Origin of the sequence: Magnetospirillum sp. ME-1, assembly GCF_002105535.1 — a bacterium.
Classification (GTDB): domain Bacteria; phylum Pseudomonadota; class Alphaproteobacteria; order Rhodospirillales; family Magnetospirillaceae; genus Phaeospirillum.
This window is the reverse complement of record NZ_CP015848.1, coordinates 4457808-4476086: the sequence shown is the minus strand read 5'-3', so window position 1 is coordinate 4476086 and position 18279 is coordinate 4457808. Positions and strand designations below refer to the sequence as shown.

Genomic DNA, 18279 nt, shown 5'->3' with positions numbered 1-18279 from the left:
CGAGGGCCACTCATGGCGCGGTGGTGCTCAGCGCGGCGGCAGTGTGACCACCGAGCACCAATATTCCTCTATGGATCTGACGACCGAGATGAAGCGGTCGAGATCGACGGGCTTGGTAATGTAGCAATTGGCGTGCAGGTCATAGCTGCGCAGGACGTCCTGCTCCGCCTGCGAGGTGGTCAGCACCACCACGGGAATACGACGCAGGTCCTCGTCCGCCTTGAGCTCGGCCAGGACCTGGCGGCCGTCCTTGCGGGGCAGGTTGAGGTCCAGCAGGATCAGGTTGGGGCGGGGCGAGCCGGCATAGGGCCCCTCGCGGCGCAGGAAAGACATGGCTTCCACGCCATCGACCACCACCTTCAGGCGGCTGGTCATGCGCCCTTCCTTCAGGGCTTCCTGGGCGAGCCGGGCGTCACCCGGATTGTCCTCGACCAGTAGGATTTCAAAAGCTTCCGATGCGCTGCGCAGGGTCAAGACCGACTCCCCCTTCTCCCGCCAACCGGGGCGAGCGAAAACTATATTACGGGTTTAGCCGTATGGAAACCGGCTTGCACGCCAAATGTGCCTTTTGTTGGGATTATTTCTGAGGGGCTATGACCGAGGCCCGGTTGAATAACGCCGACGGCCTCATCACCTTCAACTTGAACGAGGGGCCGCCGCACCCGGCGGAACCGCTTGCGCACAGCGGGAGGACGCATGGGACGGACATTCATTTTCGCCGGCCTGGGATTGGTGCTGGCGGCCGGACAGGCGCTGGCCGCCGAACTGGTGATTCCGGTCAACGCCATCGACGCCAATGGAATCGGGGCCGGAATCGGCACCGTCACGGTCAGGGACACCAAGGGCGGGCTGATGGTCATGCCCAAGTTGTCCGGGCTGACCCCCGGGCCGCACGGCTTCCATGTCCACGAGAATCCGAGCTGCCAGCCCAAGGAGCAGGACGGCAAGATGGTGCCCGGTCTGTCCGCCGGCGGCCATTACGATCCGGCCAAGGCGGCCAGGCACGAAGGCCCCTGGGGCCACGGGCACCTGGGCGACCTGCCGGCGCTGGCGGTCAACGGCGACGGCACCGCCACCGACGCGATGACCGCGCCCAAGCTCAAGGTCTCCGACCTCAAGGGCCGGGCCGTGATCATCCATGCGGGGGCGGACAATTACGCCGACCAGCCCAAGCCCCTGGGCGGCGGCGGCGGCCGGGTGGCTTGCGGCGTGGTGCCCGCCAAATAGAGGAACGATCGGCCGAGGGGCCGCCGAGGGCAAGGCTCAGATGACTTCCTCGCCTTCGTGGCAATAGGCGCGCAGGGCGGGAATGTCGGCGATGGACACCGCGTTGCCGTCCACCACCACGCCGTGGCCCTTGAGATGGGCGAAGGCGCGCGACAGGGTTTCGGGCCGCACGCCGACCCGGGCGGCGATGACGCTTTTCGAGTGGGGCAGCCGCACGATGGTCGAGCCCTCGCGCTTGGCGGTCAGGCCGATCAGGTACAGCGCCAGACGCTGGGCCGCCGATTTCAGCTTCAGATCCTTGACCTCGCGCACCAGGGTGCGGAAGTGCCGCGACAGCGACGTCACCATGACATAGGCCAGATCCGGCCTTTCGCGCACATCGCGGCGGAAGCGCTCGCCCGGCAGCGACAGGATGCGCGCCGGGGTCAGCGTCACGGCGCTCATCAGGAACGGCTTTTCGGTCAGCACCGCCGCCGGGATGAACATCTCGCCGGCCTTGAGGATTTCCACCATGGTCTCGCCGCCGTCGGCGATGGTGCCGGTCAGCCCCACCTGCCCGTCCAGCACCACGCGCAGGGCGTCGGGGGCGTCGCCCTGGCGGAAGATGATGTCGTTGCGGGCGTATTTTGTGACGGACGCCTCGACGGTGATCTCGGCCAGGACGGCCGGGCTCAGGTCGCAGAACAGCGGCAGGCGGGCCACTGCCGCCAGATCCTCCGGCCGCAATTTGTGCCCATCAGAGGTAACGTTGTCCCGTTGCTGCGCGTTCATGTGCATTCCGACGAATTTCGACTAATCGCTCATCAGAATGCGAAATAACAGAGGTCTGACACTTGACGTCGGTCAATTGGCGGAAAAAACAATCTGGTTGTAACGCTTTAGTGTAAGAGAAGCGTTTTGTTGGATCTAGACAAACTCGCATGCTGCACTGCGGGCGGTGCGATTTTCTCAGGTGTTCTACTGGGGCGGCCATAGCCAGGCGGCGCCGCGGACGCCAGAAGAATCGCCATGTACCGGCGGGCGCAACACGGTGTCCACATGGTCCGAGAAGACGAATTGCGGCCACAGGGCGGGCACATTGCGGTACAGGCGCTCCAGTTTGGACAGGCCGCCGCCCAGCACGATGACGTGCGGATCCATGACATTGATCACGGCGGCCAGGGCACGGGCCAGGCGGTGCTCGTAGCGCTCCAGCGCCGCCCGGGCGGAGGGGCTGTCCGACGCGGCCACCTGTTCGGCGGTCAGGCCTTCGCCATGGTCGCGGGCCAGGCCGGGGCCCGACAGGAAGGTCTCGATGCAGCCGGCGCGGCCGCAATAGCAGGCGGGACCGGGACGCTCGTCGTCCCGGGGCCAGGGCAGGGGATTGTGGCCCCATTCCCCGGCGATGGAATTGGGGCCGGTCAGCAGGCGGCCGTGAACGACGATGCCGCCGCCCACCCCCGTGCCCAGGATGACGCCGAACACCGTGGCGAAGCCGGCGCCCGCTCCGTCCGAGGCCTCGGACAAAGCGAAGCAATCGGCATCGTTGGCCAGCCGCACCGGGCGGCCCAGGGCGGCTTCCAGATCGCGGTCCAGCGGCTTGCCAATCAGCCAGGTGGAATTGGCGTTCTTGACCAGGCCGGTCAGCGGGCTGATGGTGCCGGGAATGCCGATGCCGACGTTGCCGCGCGCCCCCAGGCGGGCATCCAGGCCCTCGACCAGCGCCTTGATGGTGGCGACGGTGCCGTCGTAGCTGCCCTTGGGCGTCGGCACCCTTTGGCGCGCCAATTCCCGCCCGTCGCGGTCAAGGGCGATGGCTTCGGTCTTGGTGCCGCCGAGATCGATGCCGATGCGAACGCTCACGGCAGACCATCGGGACGCCAGGGCACCAGGGCCGCCATCACCGCGAAGCCGACCACATAGGCCAGCGTCACGTGCCAGCCTTGCTTCAGCCACTGCGCCACCGACTTGGCTTCCGGGTACATGTTGGACAGCGCCACGCCCGCCGACGAGCCGAACCAGATCATCGAGCCGCCGAAGCCCACGGCATAGGCCAGGTAGCCCCAGTCGTAGCCGCCCTGCTTGATGGCCAGCGCGGTCAGCGGAATGTTGTCGAACACCGCCGAGACGAAGCCCAATTGCAGCGCCGTGAAGGCCGAGGCGGGGGGCAGCTGCTCCACCGGCATCATGGAGGCGCACAGCACCAGCGACAGCAGGAATATGGAGCCCTTGGCGGTCTCGGGCATGATTTCCCAGTCGGGGCGGCGCACGCTCATGGTCGCCACCACGGCGATCCACACGGCGGCGCCGATGAAGGGGAACTGGTCGGCCATCTGCGGCGCCGACAGGTTGACGGCCACATTGGCCATGATGGCGGCGCCCAGCATCACCGCCACGATGCCCACCCGGCCCCAGTCCACATGGGTGTGGGCGTGGCTGGCCTTGAGGATGGGGGAGTAGGCGTGCTGCTGCTTGGCGCCGATCACGCCGACGATCAGCAGCGAGACGCCCGCCGCCACATAGGCCTCGAACACCTGTCCCGGATGGACGCCGGAGATCCACAGCATGGTGGTGGTGGTGTCCCCCACCACCGAGCCCGAGCCGCCGGCATTGGAGGCGGCGACGATGGCGGCCAGGAAGCCCACATGCACCCTGGCGCGGAACAGCTGGTGGGCCATGGCCCCGCCGATCAGGGCGGCGGCGATGTTGTCGAGGAAGCTGGAGATGACGAACACCATCACCAGCATGACGAAGCCGCCCTTCCAGTCGTCGGGCAGGTATTTGGGCAACACCACGGGGACGTGGCTCTTCTCGAAATGGCGCGCCAGCAGGGCGAAGCCCATCAGCAGGCAGAACAGGTTGGCGACGGTCACCCATTCATGGCCGAGATGGGCCATGAACCCCGCCACTCCCGGCCCGGTCTTGAAGCCGGTGACGGCGATCTTGTAGAGCGAGATGGTCCCCAGCCCGGCGAGGCCCACATACAGGGTGTGGTTGTGCAGCAGCGCCACCCCCAGCAGGGTCGCCGCGAACAGCACGAATTCGAGGGGAATGCCGAAAAGCGTCATCACGTCACCGTCCCTGTTGGCTGCGCCGGGGTTCGCCCCGATCTGTTCCGACGATAGCCTCACCTCGCCCCAAAGGCGAGGGCGAGCGCGCTGGAATTCGGAAATCCGAAAGAAGGTCAGCCGATCAGGATGGCCGCCTGCTTGCAGGCGGGATTGACGGCGATCACTCGCCAGGCGACGTCATGGGCGGCGGCGAATTCGGTGAAGGCGCGGTATTCGTCCTCCTTCCAGGTGCGGTTGCCGATGAACTCGTCGAAGACCAGCACGCTGCCCGCTTCGATGCGGCCGGAAAGGGCATTCAGCACGGTGCGGGCCGAGGAATAGATGTCGCTGTCGATATTGGCGAAGCGGACCGGGCCGGGATGGTCGGCCAGGAAGGCGGGCAGGGTGTCTTCGAACCAGCCGGGATGCAGTCGGGCGTTGTCGCCGACATTGGGCAGGGCGCCGCCGGTGGTCAGCACCCCGGCCCGGGTAGCGCCCCAGCCCTCGGGCAGGCCTTCGAAGGAATCGAAGCCGTGGACCTCCTGGCCGGCATGCTGGGCCAGCACCGCCAGCGACGCCCCCCTTCGCACGCCGAATTCCAGCACCAGTCCGGGCTTTCGCGCCTGATCCAGCGCCCAGGCCAGCAGGGCGGCGCTCATGCCGAACAGCCGCCAGCCCGGGGCCAGATGGGGGAAAAGGGCGGCGGCCGAGTCCACCACATGGGCATGCTTGGGGCCGAACAGCCGCGGCTTGGTCCCGGCCAGTGCGTCATAGGCGGCGCCCAATGCCTCGTAGCGGCCGTTGGCCTTGGGGCAGGCGGCGGCCCGTATCAGCCGCCGCTCGGCCTCGTCCCAGCCCCGCAGGTCCAGCGCCGGCCCGTGGCTGCCATACCACGCGGCCGCCAGATCGGGAGCGCGGGCGATCAGGCGGTCCCAGGCCTCCAGCGCGGCTTCGGCCCGTCCCAGGCCGTTCAGGCTCATGGCGCGCTCGTACAGCATCTGGTCGGTGGGGGCGTCGGCGGCCTCCACCAGCCTCAGGCAGTCATCAAAGCGGGCATCGCGGCGATAGGCGCCGGCCAGCGCCTCGTCCCTGTCGGGGCTAAGGGGCAGGGACTCGAACCGGGCGATGGCGGCGGCGGGATCGTTGGCCAGCAAATGGGCCTTGCCTAGCAGCAGCGTCAGCCGCGCGTCACCGGGTATTTCCGCCAGGGCGCGGGTCAGGTGGAGGATCGCCGCCCGCGATTCCTTGCGGCCCAGGCGGGCGGCGCCCAGCAGGGCGTCGAGGCCCGCCATGCCCTCGGGCAGCGGCGCCAGCAGCTTCAGCGCCCCGTCGAAGCGTCCGGCCTTGATCAGCCCGGCGGCCTGATTGAAGATGTCGCGGCTCACCTGGGGCTACTCATCCTTGGCCGCGGCAATGGCTTCGGGCAACAGGGCGATCAGCTCCGACAGATTGGCCGTGGCGGTGCGATGGATGATCTTGGGATCCGCGCCTTCGTAATTGTGGGCGAGGATGTTGCGCATGGCGATTATTTGCCGCCAGGGAATGGCGGGAAAGCGATCCCGGAATTCCGCCGGAACATGACGTGCGGCTTCCCCCACGATCTCGATGGCGCGGACGGTGGCCAGGTAGGTTCTCTCGTCCGCCGACAACTCGCCGGGCGTCATGGTCCCGACGAAGTTCCGGGCCTTTTCGGCATAGGCCAGCATGTCGGCGAGATAATCCACGAAGTCGCGGGTCACAGCATTCGCACCTCGGCCAGGATGCTTTGGCCGATGCGGGGCTTGAGGGCCGCCCTGTTCACCACGTCCACCGGCATCCCGAGCGCGTCGCTGAGTTCGAGCTGCAGGCCGGCGTATTCGAACAGCCCGGCGGTATCCCCGAACTCGACCAACACGTCGAGATCGCTGTCATCCCTCTGTTCGCCGCGCACGTACGAGCCGAAGACCCCGATGGAGCGGATCGGGTAGCGGCGGTACAAATCCGCCTGCATGGCGCGGAGTTGCTCCAGGATGTCGTCGAGCCGGCGCATGGCGCTGTTCCTGCTGGTCCGGTCCCCACTATACCCTGCCTGGGGCGGCCATGCCAGCGGGCGTGCCCCCGACGCGCCCGCGTCCGGGGGACTTGCCGATGGTCAGGCGCCGGGGATGACGGCGGTGGCTTCCAGCTCGATCTTGGCCGGGTGGTCCAGCAGGTCGGCCACGAAGATCATGCTCATGGCCGGGTAGTGGTTGCCGATCAGCTCGCGCCAGATGCGGCCCAGCTCGCGCCGCGATGCCAGGTATTCGTCGCGGGCGATGCAAAAGGCGGTGATGCGCACGATGTGCTCGGCCCGGCCGCCGGCGGTTTCCAGCACGGCCAGGATGTTCTTCAGGGCCTGTTCGAACTGAGGGATCAGTCGCTCGCTCTCGAAGACCTGCTGGGCGTTCCAGCCCACCTGTCCGGCCAGATACAGGGTGCGGCCCGGCTCGGCCAGGATGCCGTTGGCGTAGCCGATGGCCGGCGCCCAGCCTTCGGGAAGGATGTTCTTGTGCATGGTTCCTCCTGTGCTCCGCATGGTCGGAATTAGTTTAGGCATAATATATTGCTGGATGCAACCCGCAGGGAGGCGCTTCTCCGGTGCGGACGGGCTTTGGCCGGGGCGATGGCCTGAGCAGGTGTGATTTGGATTGACTACAAACTAACGCCCGGCTAATATTTTATGAGTAAACTAACTTGGTTGTCCGGGGAGTTTGCCATGAAGATAGCCTGTATCGGCGGTGGTCCGGCGTCCCTGTATTTCTCCATCCTGATGAAGAAGCAGCGCCCCACGGCGACCATCCGGGTGCTGGAGCGCAATCCCGCCGACGTCACCTGGGGCTTCGGGGTGGTGTTCTCCGACGCCACCATGGCCAATTTCGCCGAGGCCGATCCACAGACATACCGCCAGATCACCGAGGCCTTCGCCCATTGGGACGACATCGAGACCCATTACCGGGGGCATGTCCTGGTGTCGCGCGGCCACGGCTTCGCCGGTCTGTCGCGCCTTCGGCTTTTGCGGATTCTCGAGGCGCGGGCCCTGGAACTGGGCGTCGAGGTGGTCCACGATGCCAATGTCAGCGACATAGACGCCTACCGCGACTGGGACCTGGTGGTGGCCGGCGACGGCATCAACAGCATCGTGCGCGACCGCCACAAGGAGCATTTCGGCCCCGACATCGACCTGCGGCCCAACAAGTTCATCTGGCTGGGCACCACCCGGCCGTTCGGGGCCTTCACCTTCTTCTTCCGCGAGAACGAGCACGGGCTGTTTCGCTCCCACTGCTATCAGTTCGAGAACGGGCGATCGACCTTCATCATCGAATGCACCGAGGATACCTGGCGCAAAGCCGGGCTGGACCGGGCGGACGAAGCGCAAAGCGTGGCCTATTGCCAGCGCCTTTACGCCGAAGAACTGCAGGGCCACCCCCTGATCTCCAACAACTCCATCTGGCGCAGCTTTCCCCGGGTGCGGAACCGGCGCTGGCATCACGGCAATGTGGTGCTGATGGGCGATGCGCTGCATACCGCCCATTTCTCCATCGGGTCCGGCACCAAGCTGGCCATGGAGGACGGCATCGCGCTGGCCGCCGCCCTGGCCGCCAATCCCACCGTCGACGCGGCGCTGGAGGCGTTCGAGGCCGATCGCCGCCCGGTGGTGGAAAGCCTGCAGCGCGCCTCGCAGACCAGCATGGAATGGTTCGAGCAGACCGAGCGCTATCACGGCCGGCTTGACCCTATCCAGTTCAACTTCTCCATGCTGACCCGGTCGCTGCGCATCACCTATGACAACCTGCGGCTGCGTGATCCCCAATACGTGGACGGTATCGAACGCTGGTTCGCCGCCCAGGCGGCGGAGCAAGCGGGCACGGTGCCGCCCGACCGTCCCACGCCGCCCATGTTCACGCCGTTCAGGCTGCGGGGCATGACGCTGGCCAACCGGGTGGTGGTGTCGCCCATGTGCATGTATTCCGCCGAGGACGGCACCATCGGCGACTTCCATCTGGTCCATCTGGGCAGCCGCGCCATGGGGGGAGCCGGTCTGGTGATCGCCGAGATGACCGATGTCAGCCCGGAAGGCCGCATCACGCCCGGCTGTGCCGGTCTTTACAGACCTGAGCACGTGGCGGCCTGGAAGCGGGTGTGCGACTTCGTCCACGCCAATACCCAGGCCAGGATCGCCGTGCAGCTGGGCCATGCCGGGCGCAAGGGCTCGACCAAGCTGATCTGGGAGGGCATCGACCAGCCCCTGGAGGAGGGCAACTGGCCGGTAATGGGGCCGTCGCCCATCCCCTATCGCCGGATCAACCAGACGCCCCGGGCCATGGACCGCGCCGACATGGACAAGGTGGTGGCCGATTTCGTTCGTGCCGCCCGCCTGGCCGACGAGGCGGGCTTCGACATGGTCGAGGTCCATTTCGCCCACGGCTATCTGCTGTCCACCTTCCTGTCGCCGCTGACCAACCGCCGCACCGACGAATACGGCGGCTCGTTGGAGAACCGCATGCGCTTCCCGCTGGAGGTGTTTACGGCCGTGCGCGCCGTCTGGCCGGCGGACAAGCCCATCTCGGTGCGCATCTCGGCCACCGATTGGGCCGATGGCGGCTTCACCCCGCAAGACGGGGTGGAGGTGGCGCGCCGCCTCAAGGATTTGGGTTGCGACATCATCGACGTCTCGGCGGGCCAAGTGGTGGCCGAGCAGCAGCCGGTCTATGGCCGCCTGTTCCAGACCCCCTTCGCCGACCGCATCCGGCTGGAAGCCGGCATTCCCACCATGACGGTGGGCAACGTCCAGTCCCACGCCGACGTCAACACCATCCTGGCCGCCGGCCGTGCCGATCTGTGCGTGCTGGCCCGCACCCATCTCTACGACCCCTACTGGACCCGCCACGCGGCGGCCGAGCAGGGCTACGCCATGCCCTGGCCGAAGCAATACGCCTCCATCGACGGCTTCGTGCCCCGGTCGGGTTGATAAATTTCATGCTTGAAATAAACCGGGTTCGGCGGTGATCATGGAATTCGTCCGGGTGAGTGCCCACCTTGAGATTATCCTGGGCGGGGCTCGGAGTTCCTCTGTGGTTTAGGCGTAAAGAGGAGGGCGTGGAGATGGCGGAATCCCTTGGCCGTTCGGCCCATCTGGACAGCTTTGCCCGTGACGGGTTGCCGCCCCGCGAGCTGTGGCCGGTCATGGACCCGGCGCTGCCGCCCCTTTGCGATTATCCCGACGACCTCAACATCGGCACGGTCTTGCTGGACGAGACGGTGACGGCGGGGCGGGGCGAGCGGACGGCGGTTCTCTACCGCGACCGGGTGTGGAGCTATGCCGACCTTCTGGACAGGGCCAACCGTATCGCCAACGTCCTGACCCGGCGCATGGGGCTGGTTCCCGGCAACCGGGTGCTGCTGCGCGGCCCCAACACGCCCATGCTTCTGGCCGCCTGGTTCGCGGTGGTCAAGGCGGGCGGCGTCTGCGTCGCCACCATGCCCTTGCTGCGCGGCCGCGAGCTGGCCTATATCGCCGCCAAGGCCCAGGTCAGCCATGCCCTGTGCGACATCCGCTTCGCCGAGGAGCTGGAGGCGGCGCGGGCCGAAACTCCCGGTCTCGTCCACCTGATGCATTTCAGCGCGCTGGGCGAGGAGAGCGAGAGCCTGGACCGGGCCATGGCGGAGGCGCCGTCAAGCCATGCCGACGTGGCGACCTCGGCTCTCGACGTGGCGCTGATCGCCTTCACCTCGGGCACCACCGGCCCGGCCAAGGCCACCATGCATGTGCATCGCGACCTGCTGGCGGTGTGCGACTGCTTCCCCCGCCATGTGGCCGGGGTGAGAGAGGACGACCGCTTCTGCGGCTCGCCGCCGCTGGCCTTCACCTTCGGGCTGGGGGCGCTGGCCCTGTTTCCCTTGCGGGTGGGCGCCTCGGTGGTGCTGGTGGAAAGCTTCACGCCCGAGACCATGCTGAAGACCATCCAGGACTACCGGGTGACCGGGCTTTACACCGCGCCCACCGCCTATCGCGCCATGGCCGCCCTGGCGCTCGATTGGGACCTCACGTCGCTGCGGATGTGCGTGTCGGCGGGCGAGCATCTGCCGCTGGCCACCTCCAACCTCTGGCATCGGATGACGGGCATCCGCATCATCGACGGCATCGGCAGCACCGAATTGCTGCACATCTTCATCTCGGCGGCGGGCGACGATATCCGGCCGGGTTCCACCGGCCGGGCCATCTTCGGCTACGAGGCGCGCATCGTCGACGCGGCGGGCCAGCCGGTGCCGCCCGGCACGCCGGGCCGCCTGGCGGTGCGCGGCCCCACGGGATGCCGCTACCTGAATGATCCCGAGCGCCAGCGCAAATACGTGGACGACGGCTGGAACCTGACCGGCGACGTCTACACCATGGATGAGGACGGCTATTTCTGGTACCAGGCCCGCTCCGACGACATGATCGTGTCGGCCGGCTACAACATCTCGGGGCCCGAGGTGGAAGGCGTGCTGATGGAGCATCCCAAGGTGCTGGAATGCGCCGTGGTCGGCCTCGCCGACGAAGAGCGCGGCCAGGTGGTCTCGGCCTTCGTGGTGCTGAAGGACCCTTCCGACGGCGGCGAGGCGCTGATTCAGGACCTGCAGTCCTTCGTCAAGAACCGGATCGCGCCCTACAAGTATCCCCGGCGGGTGAAGTTCGTCCATTCCCTGCCGCGCACTCCGACGGGCAAGCTGCAGCGTTTCGCGCTTCGGGATCTGTGAAGCCTATCGCGGGGCTCCCGCCCCGGTCCCTGGTTGGAGGCTTTCGCCTCCAAACCTCCCCTGATTCTATTGATAAAATGAAAGGGGGGCTGGGGCATCGCCCCAGGCGGGTCTGGGCGGCAGCCCAGTACCCTACGTTCTAACCGCCGAGGCCTTCAGCTTGGTGAGCAGGGCGTGCAACTGACGCAACTCGTCGTCGCTCATGGCCGACATGGCCTCGGTCACCCAGGCCTGGTTGGCGGGCGCCATGCTGGAGAACAGCTTGTCGCCCTTGGGCGTCAGGCGCACCCACTGGACGCGGCGATCGTCGGAATCCTGCAGGCGGTCCACCAGCCCTTCCTCCACCAGCCGGGCGATCAGGCCGGTGACGTTGCCGTTGGTCACCATCAGCCGGGCCGAGATCTCCCCCATGGTCAGCCCGCCCGGCGAGCGGTAGAGCTGGGACAGAAGATCGAAGCGCGGCAGGGTCGAGCCGAAGGATTCCCGCAAGTTGGTGCGCACCACCGCCTCGATCTGCTTGACCGAGCCGAACAGGGCCAGCCAGACCCGCAAGGGCAGGAGCTGGTCGTCGGCGGCGCCGGTCTCGCTGGTGGCGGTTTCGTCCATGGGTGCAGGCATCCCCTGATGGTGATTGAGACATAAAGCTCGTCACCCGGCCGATCAAGGCCGATTTTCGCAACCCTGCCAGCGGTGGCGAGCGGCGGGAGACCTGCTGTGTTTCAGATATGAACTGCTCTCCCGGCGGCCCTTGGCGGACCACCGGGAGAGTGACGGAGCTAGCCCAGGATCTTCTTGGACAGCATCTCGTTGACCATGGCCGGGTTGGCCTTGCCCTGGGTCGCCTTCATCACCTGGCCGGTGAACCAGCCGAGCAGGGCGGTCTTGCCGTCCTTGACCTGGGCGACCTTGTCGGCGTTGGCGCTGATCACCGCGTCCACCGCCGCCTCGATGGCGCCGGTGTCGGTGACTTGGCGAAGGCCCTTTTCCTCGACGATCACCGCCGGGGGCTTGCCGGTTTCCACCATCAGGGCGAAGACGTCCTTGGCCAGGCGGCCCGACAGGGTGCCGTCCTTGATCAGGTCGATGAGCGCCCCCAGATTGGCCGCCGTCACCGGCGGGTCCTCGATGGTCTTGCCCGTGGCGTTGAGGCTGGCGAAGAAGTCGCCCATCACCCAGTTGCAGGCCATCTTGGAATCGCGGCCCTTGGCCACCGTCTCGAAGAACTCGGCCGAGGCCTTCTCCGCCACCAGCACGCCGGCGTCATAGGAGTTGAGGCCGTATTCCGCCATGAAGCGGGCCTTCTTCTCGTCGGGCAGTTCCGGCAGGCCGGCCTTGATGCCGTCGACGAAGGACTGCTCGATCACCAGGGGCAGCAGGTCGGGATCGGGGAAGTAGCGGTAGTCGTGGGCGTGCTCCTTGGAGCGCATGGAGCGCGTCTCGCCCTTGGCCGAATCGAACAGGCGGGTTTCCTGCCTGATCTCGCCGCCCGATTCGTAGACGTCGATGTGTCGCCTCGCCTCGTACTCGATGGCCTGCTGGACGAAGCGGATGGAGTTGACGTTCTTGATCTCGCAGCGGGTGCGCAGCTCGGTGGACCCCACCGGGCGCACCGAGACGTTGGCGTCGCAGCGCATGCTGCCTTCCTGCATGTTGCCGTCGCAGGTGCCGAGATACCTGAGGATCGAGCGCAGCTTGGTGAGATACAGACCGGCTTCTTCCGGGCTGCGCAGATCGGGCTTGGAGACGATCTCCATCAGCGCCACGCCCGAGCGGTTGAGGTCGATGAACGACTTTGAGGGGTGCATGTCGTGGATGGACTTGCCGGCGTCCTGCTCGAGATGCAGGCGCTCGATGCCCACCGTGCGGGTGCCGCCGTCGGGGAGATCGAGGATCAGCTCGCCCTCGCCGACGATGGGCTGGTCGTACTGGCTGATCTGATAGCCCTGGGGCAAATCGGCGTAGAAGTAGTTCTTGCGCGCGAACACGGATGTCAGGTTGATCTTGGCCTTGAGCCCTAAGCCGGTGCGCACCGCCTGCTCGACGCAAGTGCCGTTGATCACCGGCAGCATGCCGGGGAAGCCGGCATCGACGAAGCTCACCTGGGTGTTGGGCTCGGCGCCGAATTCGGTGGCGGCGCCGGAAAACAGCTTGGCCTTGGAGATGACCTGGGCGTGAACCTCGAGACCGATGACGATCTCCCAATCGCCGGTGTCGCCCTGAATGATGTAAGCCATATCAGCAACCCTCCGGCTTCGCGGTGAAGTTCGCGGCCGTTTCCATCACGCCCGCCACGCGGAACACCGTCTCCTCGTCGAAGGGACGGCCGATCAGCTGCAGGCCCAGCGGCAGGCCGTCCTGGGACAGGCCGGCGGGAAGCGACAGGCCGGGCAGGCCGGCCATGCTGGTGGGGATGGTGAAGACGTCGTTCAGCCACATGGTGACGGGATCGTCCGAACCCTCGCCCATGCCGAAGGCGGCGGACGGCGCGGTGGGGGTCAAGATGACGTCCACCGTCTCGAACGCCTTGCGGAAATCCTCGGCAATCAGGCGGCGCACCTTCTGGGCCTTGGCGTAATAGGCGTCGTAATAGCCCGCCGACAACACATAGGTGCCGATCAGGATGCGGCGGCGCACTTCCGCGCCGAAACCGGCGGCGCGGGTCTTCTTGTACATGTCGTCCAGCGTCTTGCCCGGCACCCGCTGGCCATAGCGCAACCCGTCATAGCGGGCCAGATTGGACGAGCACTCGGCCGGGGCGATGATGTAGTAGGTGGGCAGCGCGTACTTGGTGTGGGGCAGGCTGATCTCCACCGGAGTCGCACCCGCAGCCTTCAGCCACTCGATGCCCTGGTCCCAGACCTTGGCCACTTCGTCGGACAGGCCGTCGGGGCGGTATTCCTTGGGAATGCCCACCTTCAGGCCGCGGATGTCGCCGGTCAGGGCCTTCTCGAAATCCGGCACCGCCATGTTGACGGAGGTGGAATCCTTGGGGTCATACCCGGCCATGGCGCCCAGCATGATGGCGCAGTCCCTGACCGTGCGGGCCATGGGGCCGGCCTGGTCCAGCGAACTGGCGAAGGCGACGATGCCGAAGCGCGAGCAGCGGCCATAGGTCGGCTTGATGCCGGTGATGCCGCAGAAGGCGGCGGGCTGGCGGATGGAGCCGCCGGTATCGGTGCCCGTCGCGCCCAGCACCATGCGGGCCGCGACCGCCGCCGCCGAACCACCCGATGAGCCGCCGGGAACCAGCTTGGCCTTCGGGTCGGACTTCTTCTTCCAGGGGTTCTCCACCGCGCCGAAATAGCTGGTCTGGTTGGACGAGCCCATGGCGAATTCGTCGAGGTTGAGCTTGCCCAAGGAGACGGCGCCGGCCGCCTTCAAGCGGCCCGAGACCGTGGATTCGTAAGGCGGCTTGAAGCCTTCCAGGATATGGCTGGCCGCCGTGGTCTGCACGCCTTCGGTGCAGAACAGGTCCTTGATGCCGATGGGCAGGCCGTCCATGGCCCCGGCCTTGCCCGCCTGACGACGTGCGTCCGAGGCCTTGGCCTCGGCCAGCGCCAGATCGGGAGTCTCGACGATGAAGGCGTTCAAGGCGCGCTTGGCCTCGGTCGCCTTGATGTGCTCGGACACCAGCTCCACGGCGGTGAATGCGCCCTTGGCCAGCCCGTCGCGGGCCTCGGCCATGGTCAGATCGGTGAGCTTGGTCATTATTCCACCACCTTCGGCACGGTGAAGAAGCCCTCGGCGGCTTCCGGCGCGTTGGCCAGAACCTTGTCCGGGTAGCCGCCGTCATTGACCACGTCGGCCCGCATGGGCGCCGTGATGTCGGCCACCGAGGTCATCGGCATGACGCCGTCGGTGTTCACTTCCGCCAGTTGCTCGACGAAGGTGAGGATGTTGGACAATTCGCCGGCGAGGTGGTCGAGTTCCTCGTCCTTGACTTCGATGCGCGCCAACTCGGCGATGGCGCGGACGGTGGCTTTGTCGAGCGACATGGGCTGCGGAAAACTCCGGTAAATCAGGGTGGCCGGACGTTAGCACCGGGGGGGATAAGGTGCAAGCCGTGCAGGCTTGATCTTTCCCCTGAGGCGGTGCGGACCAAACTGCCGTGGCTGCTGGATGCGGCCCGCGCCCGGCCGGGTGAGCCGGCGGGCATGGCCATGACGCTGCCCTTCGGCACCCTGGTTGACCGGGGCACCACGGCGGAAGGCGCCGATGGTCCCGGCTGGTGCCTGATCTTCCATTTGCCCGAGGGGGTCAGCCTGGAAGCTCTGCGGCGGCTGGAAGACGAGTGCTGTTGAGCGTATGGTGCGGGTCATGCCCATTCTCTCTCCCTCCGAACTCCTGTCGTCCCTTGCCCGTGACCAGCGGCTGCTGGGGCTCGATTTGGGGTCCAAGACCATCGGGCTGGCGCTTTCCGATGTCAGCCGCACCATCGCCACCCCCTTTGATACCATCCGCCGCACCAAGTTCACCAAGGACGCCGAACTGCTGCTGGCCGTGGTGGACCGCCAGGATGTGGGCGGTCTGGTGCTCGGCCTGCCGGTGGAAATGGACGGCTTCGAGGGGCCGCGATGCCAGTCGGTGCGTTCGTTCGCCGCCAATCTGGCCCGCCTTCGCGACCTGCCAATCGCCTATTGGGACGAGCGGCTGTCCACCTCCGCCGTGACCCGCACCCTGCTGGAGGCGGATTCATCCCGGAAGCGCCGGGCCGAGGTGGTGGACAAGATGGCGGCGGCCTATATCCTGCAGGGGCTTTTGGACAATCGATCCGGCTTCGCTTGACGAATGTCAGGTCGCGCCGGTGTGGAGGCGGCTAGGATGCCGTCAGTTCACAGGGGAGAGCCACCCACCATGATCCGTCGTCTTGCCTTTGTCCTGTCGCTGGTTGCGCTGCCCGCTTTGGCCGGCGAAGTGACCTGTCCCGATCTTGCCACGGTCCAGCAGGTGGGGACCTGCTCCACCGAGCAGGAACTGAAATGGGGCTTCACCGGCTATTGCAGCGACAATCAGCGCATGTACGACAAGGAAGACGGCACCTGCCTGTCGCTCGAGCACTACAAGAAGATCAAGGACGTGTCCTTGTGGGAAGCCGGCGAGTTCCAGGGCTACCTGCACTGCTCCCTGCCGCCCGAGACCATCAAGGCCTCCAAGTTCAAGCACATGGGCGCCATCCGCATCGGCGCCATGACCCGGGTGGTCTGCACCTATGACAACGGGCTGGACCTCACCTACCGCACCAAGGGGGCCTGCAAGGTCGAGGGCGACAAGGCCGTCTGCGCTGATTGAGGCGGCGGCAAAGCCGTAGGGGATCGGGGGCCAAGGCCCCCGTATCGTTCAGACTTGGCGGGGCTGGGCTGCCGAGCGCAGCAGATGGTCGGCGAGCGTGCAGGCCATCATGGCTTCCGCCACCGGCACGGCGCGGATGGCGACACAGGGGTCGTGGCGGCCCTTGGTGGAGACCTCCACCTCGTTGCCCTTGGCATCGACGCTCTTCTTCGGCGTCAGGATGGACGAGGTGGGCTTGACGGCCAGGCGGACCACCACCTCCTGGCCGGTGGAGATACCGCCCAGGATGCCGCCGGCATGGTTGGACAGAAAGCGTACCTGCCCGTCATTGCCCATGCGCATCTCGTCGGCGTTCTCCTCGCCGGTGAGTGAAGCGGCGTCGAATCCGTCGCCGATCTCGACGCCCTTGACGGCGTTGATGCTCATCATGGCCTTGGCCAGATCGGCGTCCAACTTGTCGTAGACCGGCGCGCCCAGGCCAACGGGCACACCCCCGGCCACCACCTCGACCACGCCGCCGATGGAGGAGCCGGCCTTGCGGATGGAATCCAGGTAGTCTTCCCACGCCTTGGCGGCGATGGCGTCAGGGCACCAGAACGGGTTGTTGCCCACCTCCGCCCAGTCCCAGGCGGCGCGGTCGATGGCGTGGGGGCCCATCCGCACCATGGCGCCCCGGATGGAGATGCCACCGGGCACCAGGGCGTCCAGCACCTTGCGGGCGATGGCGCCGGCGGCGACTCGCATGGCGGTTTCGCGCGCCGACGAGCGCCCGCCGCCGCGATAGTCGCGGATGCCGTATTTCTGCTGGTAGACCCAGTCGGCGTGGCCGGGACGGAAGGTGTCCTTGATCTCGCCGTAATCCTTGGACCGCTGGTCGGTGTTCTCGATCAGCAGGCCGATGGAGGTGCCGGTGGTGCGGCCCTCGAACACGCCGGACAGGATCTTTACCGCGTCGGGCTCGCGCCGCTGGGTGGTGAAGCGGTTCTGTCCGGGCTTCCGCAAATCCAGGTAATGCTGGATGTCGGCTTCGGCCAACGGAATGCCGGACGGCACTCCGTCGACCACGCAGCCGATGGCCGGGCCATGGCTTTCACCGAAGGTGGTGAAGCGGAACAGATGTCCGAAGCCATTGCCCGACATGGTGGAGCCTAGTCCTTGGCGACGGTGATGTCGGGGGCGTCCACCGCCTTCATGCCGACCACGTGATAGCCGCAATCCACATGATGGCACTCGCCCGACACGCCCGACGACAGGGGCGACAGCAGGTAGAGACCGGCGCCGCCGATGTCTTCCAGGGTGACGTTGCGCTTCAAGGGGCTGTTGTACTCGTTCCACTTCAGGATGTAGCGGAAGTCGCCGATGCCCGACGCCGCCAGGGTCTTGATGGGACCGGCCGACAGCGAGTTGACGCGGATGCCCTGGCCGCCCAGGTCGACGGAGAGGTAGCGCACGGAAGCCTCCAGCGCCGCCTTGCACACGCCCATGACGTTGTAGTGCGGCATCACCCGCTCGGCGCCGTAATAGGTGAGCGTCAGCAGCGAGCCGCCGTCCGGCATCATGGCCGAAGCCCGGCGCGCCACCGAGGTGAACGAGAACACCGAGATGTGCATGGAGGTGAGGAAGTTCTGCAAGCTGGTGTCGGCATAGCGGCCGCGCAGCTCGTTCTTGTCGGAATAGCCGATGGCGTGGACCACGAAGTCCAGCTTGCCCCAGCGCTTCTCCAACTCGGCGAAGACGGCGTCGATGGAGGCCTCATCCGACACGTCGCAGGGCAGCACGATGTCCGAGCCGACGCTTTGGGCCAGGGGGCGGACCCGCTTTTCCAGCGCCTCGCCCTGATAGGTGAAGGCCAGTTCGGCGCCTTGGGCGCGGGCCGCCTGCGCGATGCCCCAGGCGATGGAGCGATCGTTGGCGACGCCCATGACAAGGCCCTTCTTGCCGGCCATCAGGGGAGCGGGAGCGGTCATGCGGTCCTCGT

Annotated in this window: 20 protein-coding genes; 6 read left to right on the top strand and 14 right to left on the bottom strand. The window is 66.7% G+C overall.

All coding sequences use genetic code 11. The features are described 5' to 3' along the window. Positions 1–27: 27 nt before the first annotated feature. A complete protein-coding gene (locus tag WV31_RS20900) occupies positions 28–474 on the bottom strand; it encodes a response regulator (protein ID WP_085375327.1) in 447 nt (148 codons plus the stop codon). Positions 475–696: 222 nt separating this feature from the next. Here WV31_RS20900 and sodC point away from each other — a divergent pair, with 222 nt between their 5' ends. Then, on the top strand, positions 697–1227 hold the full coding sequence (gene sodC / locus WV31_RS20895; RefSeq protein ID WP_085375326.1) for a superoxide dismutase family protein: 531 nt from the start codon (positions 697–699) through the stop codon (positions 1225–1227). Between the two features lie 36 nt (positions 1228–1263). Here sodC and WV31_RS20890 read toward each other — a convergent pair whose 3' ends face one another. The 7 genes from WV31_RS20890 to WV31_RS20860 all read right to left on the bottom strand — a co-directional run bounded on the left by WV31_RS20890 (position 1264) and on the right by WV31_RS20860 (position 6789). Beyond that, entirely contained in the window at positions 1264–1998 is a 735-nt protein-coding gene (locus tag WV31_RS20890; protein ID WP_237051406.1) for a cyclic nucleotide-binding domain-containing protein, read from the bottom strand. A gap of 186 nt (positions 1999–2184) precedes the next feature. After that, positions 2185–3069, bottom strand: a complete 885-nt coding sequence (locus WV31_RS20885) for an ROK family protein (protein WP_085375324.1) — start codon at positions 3067–3069, stop codon at positions 2185–2187. Next, on the bottom strand, positions 3066–4274 hold the full coding sequence (locus tag WV31_RS20880; protein ID WP_085375323.1) for a citrate transporter: 1209 nt from the start codon (positions 4272–4274) through the stop codon (positions 3066–3068). Before WV31_RS20880 ends, WV31_RS20885 begins: the two co-directional genes overlap by 4 nt. Positions 4275–4390: 116 nt before the next feature. Beyond that, complete coding sequence (locus WV31_RS20875) at positions 4391–5641, bottom strand: class I SAM-dependent methyltransferase (RefSeq protein ID WP_237051405.1); 1251 nt, start codon at positions 5639–5641, stop codon at positions 4391–4393. A 6-nt stretch (positions 5642–5647) separates the two neighbouring features. Beyond that, positions 5648–5995, bottom strand: a complete 348-nt coding sequence (locus tag WV31_RS20870) for a HepT-like ribonuclease domain-containing protein (RefSeq protein ID WP_085375322.1) — start codon at positions 5993–5995, stop codon at positions 5648–5650. Then, complete coding sequence (locus WV31_RS20865) at positions 5992–6285, bottom strand: nucleotidyltransferase family protein (protein ID WP_085375321.1); 294 nt, start codon at positions 6283–6285, stop codon at positions 5992–5994. Before WV31_RS20865 ends, WV31_RS20870 begins: the two co-directional genes overlap by 4 nt. Positions 6286–6387: 102 nt before the next feature. Continuing rightward, on the bottom strand, positions 6388–6789 hold the full coding sequence (locus tag WV31_RS20860) for a RidA family protein (protein WP_085375320.1): 402 nt from the start codon (positions 6787–6789) through the stop codon (positions 6388–6390). 201 nt (positions 6790–6990) lie between these two features. Between WV31_RS20860 and WV31_RS20855 the strand changes: the two genes are divergently transcribed. Both WV31_RS20855 and WV31_RS20850 read left to right on the top strand, forming a co-directional pair. Further along, complete coding sequence (locus tag WV31_RS20855) at positions 6991–9243, top strand: bifunctional salicylyl-CoA 5-hydroxylase/oxidoreductase (protein WP_206072564.1); 2253 nt, start codon at positions 6991–6993, stop codon at positions 9241–9243. A gap of 134 nt (positions 9244–9377) precedes the next feature. Continuing rightward, positions 9378–11012 carry a benzoate-CoA ligase family protein gene (locus WV31_RS20850; RefSeq protein ID WP_085375319.1) on the top strand — a complete coding sequence of 545 codons (1635 nt, stop codon included), beginning with the start codon at positions 9378–9380 and terminating at the stop codon, positions 11010–11012. Positions 11013–11144: 132 nt separating this feature from the next. Here the strand turns inward: WV31_RS20850 and WV31_RS20845 are convergent, their stop codons facing one another. From WV31_RS20845 to gatC, 4 genes are all read right to left on the bottom strand, one after another. Next, positions 11145–11618 carry a MarR family winged helix-turn-helix transcriptional regulator gene (locus WV31_RS20845; RefSeq protein ID WP_085375318.1) on the bottom strand — a complete coding sequence of 158 codons (474 nt, stop codon included), beginning with the start codon at positions 11616–11618 and terminating at the stop codon, positions 11145–11147. Positions 11619–11788: 170 nt separating this feature from the next. Next, positions 11789–13246, bottom strand: coding sequence for an Asp-tRNA(Asn)/Glu-tRNA(Gln) amidotransferase subunit GatB (gatB, locus tag WV31_RS20840; protein ID WP_085375317.1), 1458 nt, complete (start codon positions 13244–13246; stop codon positions 11789–11791). Between the two features lies 1 nt (position 13247). Continuing rightward, positions 13248–14720, bottom strand: coding sequence for an Asp-tRNA(Asn)/Glu-tRNA(Gln) amidotransferase subunit GatA (gatA, locus tag WV31_RS20835; protein ID WP_085375316.1), 1473 nt, complete (start codon positions 14718–14720; stop codon positions 13248–13250). Further along, on the bottom strand, positions 14720–15007 hold the full coding sequence (gene gatC / locus WV31_RS20830; protein WP_085375315.1) for an Asp-tRNA(Asn)/Glu-tRNA(Gln) amidotransferase subunit GatC: 288 nt from the start codon (positions 15005–15007) through the stop codon (positions 14720–14722). Before gatC ends, gatA begins: the two co-directional genes overlap by 1 nt. A 96-nt stretch (positions 15008–15103) precedes the next feature. Between gatC and WV31_RS20825 the strand changes: the two genes are divergently transcribed. From WV31_RS20825 to WV31_RS20815, 3 genes are all read left to right on the top strand, one after another. Further along, positions 15104–15313 carry a hypothetical protein gene (locus WV31_RS20825; protein WP_085375314.1) on the top strand — a complete coding sequence of 70 codons (210 nt, stop codon included), beginning with the start codon at positions 15104–15106 and terminating at the stop codon, positions 15311–15313. 16 nt (positions 15314–15329) lie between these two features. Beyond that, positions 15330–15797 carry a Holliday junction resolvase RuvX gene (gene ruvX / locus WV31_RS20820; RefSeq protein ID WP_085375735.1) on the top strand — a complete coding sequence of 156 codons (468 nt, stop codon included), beginning with the start codon at positions 15330–15332 and terminating at the stop codon, positions 15795–15797. Between the two features lie 69 nt (positions 15798–15866). After that, positions 15867–16301, top strand: a complete 435-nt coding sequence (locus WV31_RS20815; protein ID WP_085375313.1) for a hypothetical protein — start codon at positions 15867–15869, stop codon at positions 16299–16301. A gap of 48 nt (positions 16302–16349) precedes the next feature. Here WV31_RS20815 and aroC read toward each other — a convergent pair whose 3' ends face one another. Together aroC and fabI are read right to left on the bottom strand one after the other, a co-directional pair. Then, on the bottom strand, positions 16350–17441 hold the full coding sequence (aroC, locus tag WV31_RS20810; RefSeq protein WP_085375312.1) for a chorismate synthase: 1092 nt from the start codon (positions 17439–17441) through the stop codon (positions 16350–16352). A gap of 8 nt (positions 17442–17449) precedes the next feature. Then, complete coding sequence (fabI, locus tag WV31_RS20805) at positions 17450–18268, bottom strand: enoyl-ACP reductase FabI (RefSeq protein WP_085375311.1); 819 nt, start codon at positions 18266–18268, stop codon at positions 17450–17452. Positions 18269–18279: the final 11 nt, after the last annotated feature.

Bases quoted from the DNA above. Each gene is read 5' to 3' on its own strand.
- sodC (WP_085375326.1), top strand. From the start codon at position 697: ATGGGACGGACATTCATTTTCGCCGGCCTGGGATTGGTGCTGGCGGCC.
- WV31_RS20890 (WP_237051406.1), bottom strand. From the start codon at position 1,998: ATGAACGCGCAGCAACGGGACAACGTTACCTCTGATGGGCACAAATTG.
- WV31_RS20880 (WP_085375323.1), bottom strand. From the start codon at position 4,274: ATGACGCTTTTCGGCATTCCCCTCGAATTCGTGCTGTTCGCGGCGACC.
- WV31_RS20865 (WP_085375321.1), bottom strand. From the start codon at position 6,285: ATGCGCCGGCTCGACGACATCCTGGAGCAACTCCGCGCCATGCAGGCG.
- WV31_RS20860 (WP_085375320.1), bottom strand. From the start codon at position 6,789: ATGCACAAGAACATCCTTCCCGAAGGCTGGGCGCCGGCCATCGGCTAC.
- WV31_RS20855 (WP_206072564.1), top strand. From the start codon at position 6,991: ATGAAGATAGCCTGTATCGGCGGTGGTCCGGCGTCCCTGTATTTCTCC.
- WV31_RS20850 (WP_085375319.1), top strand. From the start codon at position 9,378: ATGGCGGAATCCCTTGGCCGTTCGGCCCATCTGGACAGCTTTGCCCGT.
- WV31_RS20845 (WP_085375318.1), bottom strand. From the start codon at position 11,618: ATGGACGAAACCGCCACCAGCGAGACCGGCGCCGCCGACGACCAGCTC.
- gatB (WP_085375317.1), bottom strand. From the start codon at position 13,246: ATGGCTTACATCATTCAGGGCGACACCGGCGATTGGGAGATCGTCATC.
- gatA (WP_085375316.1), bottom strand. From the start codon at position 14,720: ATGACCAAGCTCACCGATCTGACCATGGCCGAGGCCCGCGACGGGCTG.
- gatC (WP_085375315.1), bottom strand. From the start codon at position 15,007: ATGTCGCTCGACAAAGCCACCGTCCGCGCCATCGCCGAGTTGGCGCGC.
- ruvX (WP_085375735.1), top strand. From the start codon at position 15,330: ATGCCCATTCTCTCTCCCTCCGAACTCCTGTCGTCCCTTGCCCGTGAC.
- WV31_RS20815 (WP_085375313.1), top strand. From the start codon at position 15,867: ATGATCCGTCGTCTTGCCTTTGTCCTGTCGCTGGTTGCGCTGCCCGCT.
- aroC (WP_085375312.1), bottom strand. From the start codon at position 17,441: ATGTCGGGCAATGGCTTCGGACATCTGTTCCGCTTCACCACCTTCGGT.
- fabI (WP_085375311.1), bottom strand. From the start codon at position 18,268: ATGACCGCTCCCGCTCCCCTGATGGCCGGCAAGAAGGGCCTTGTCATG.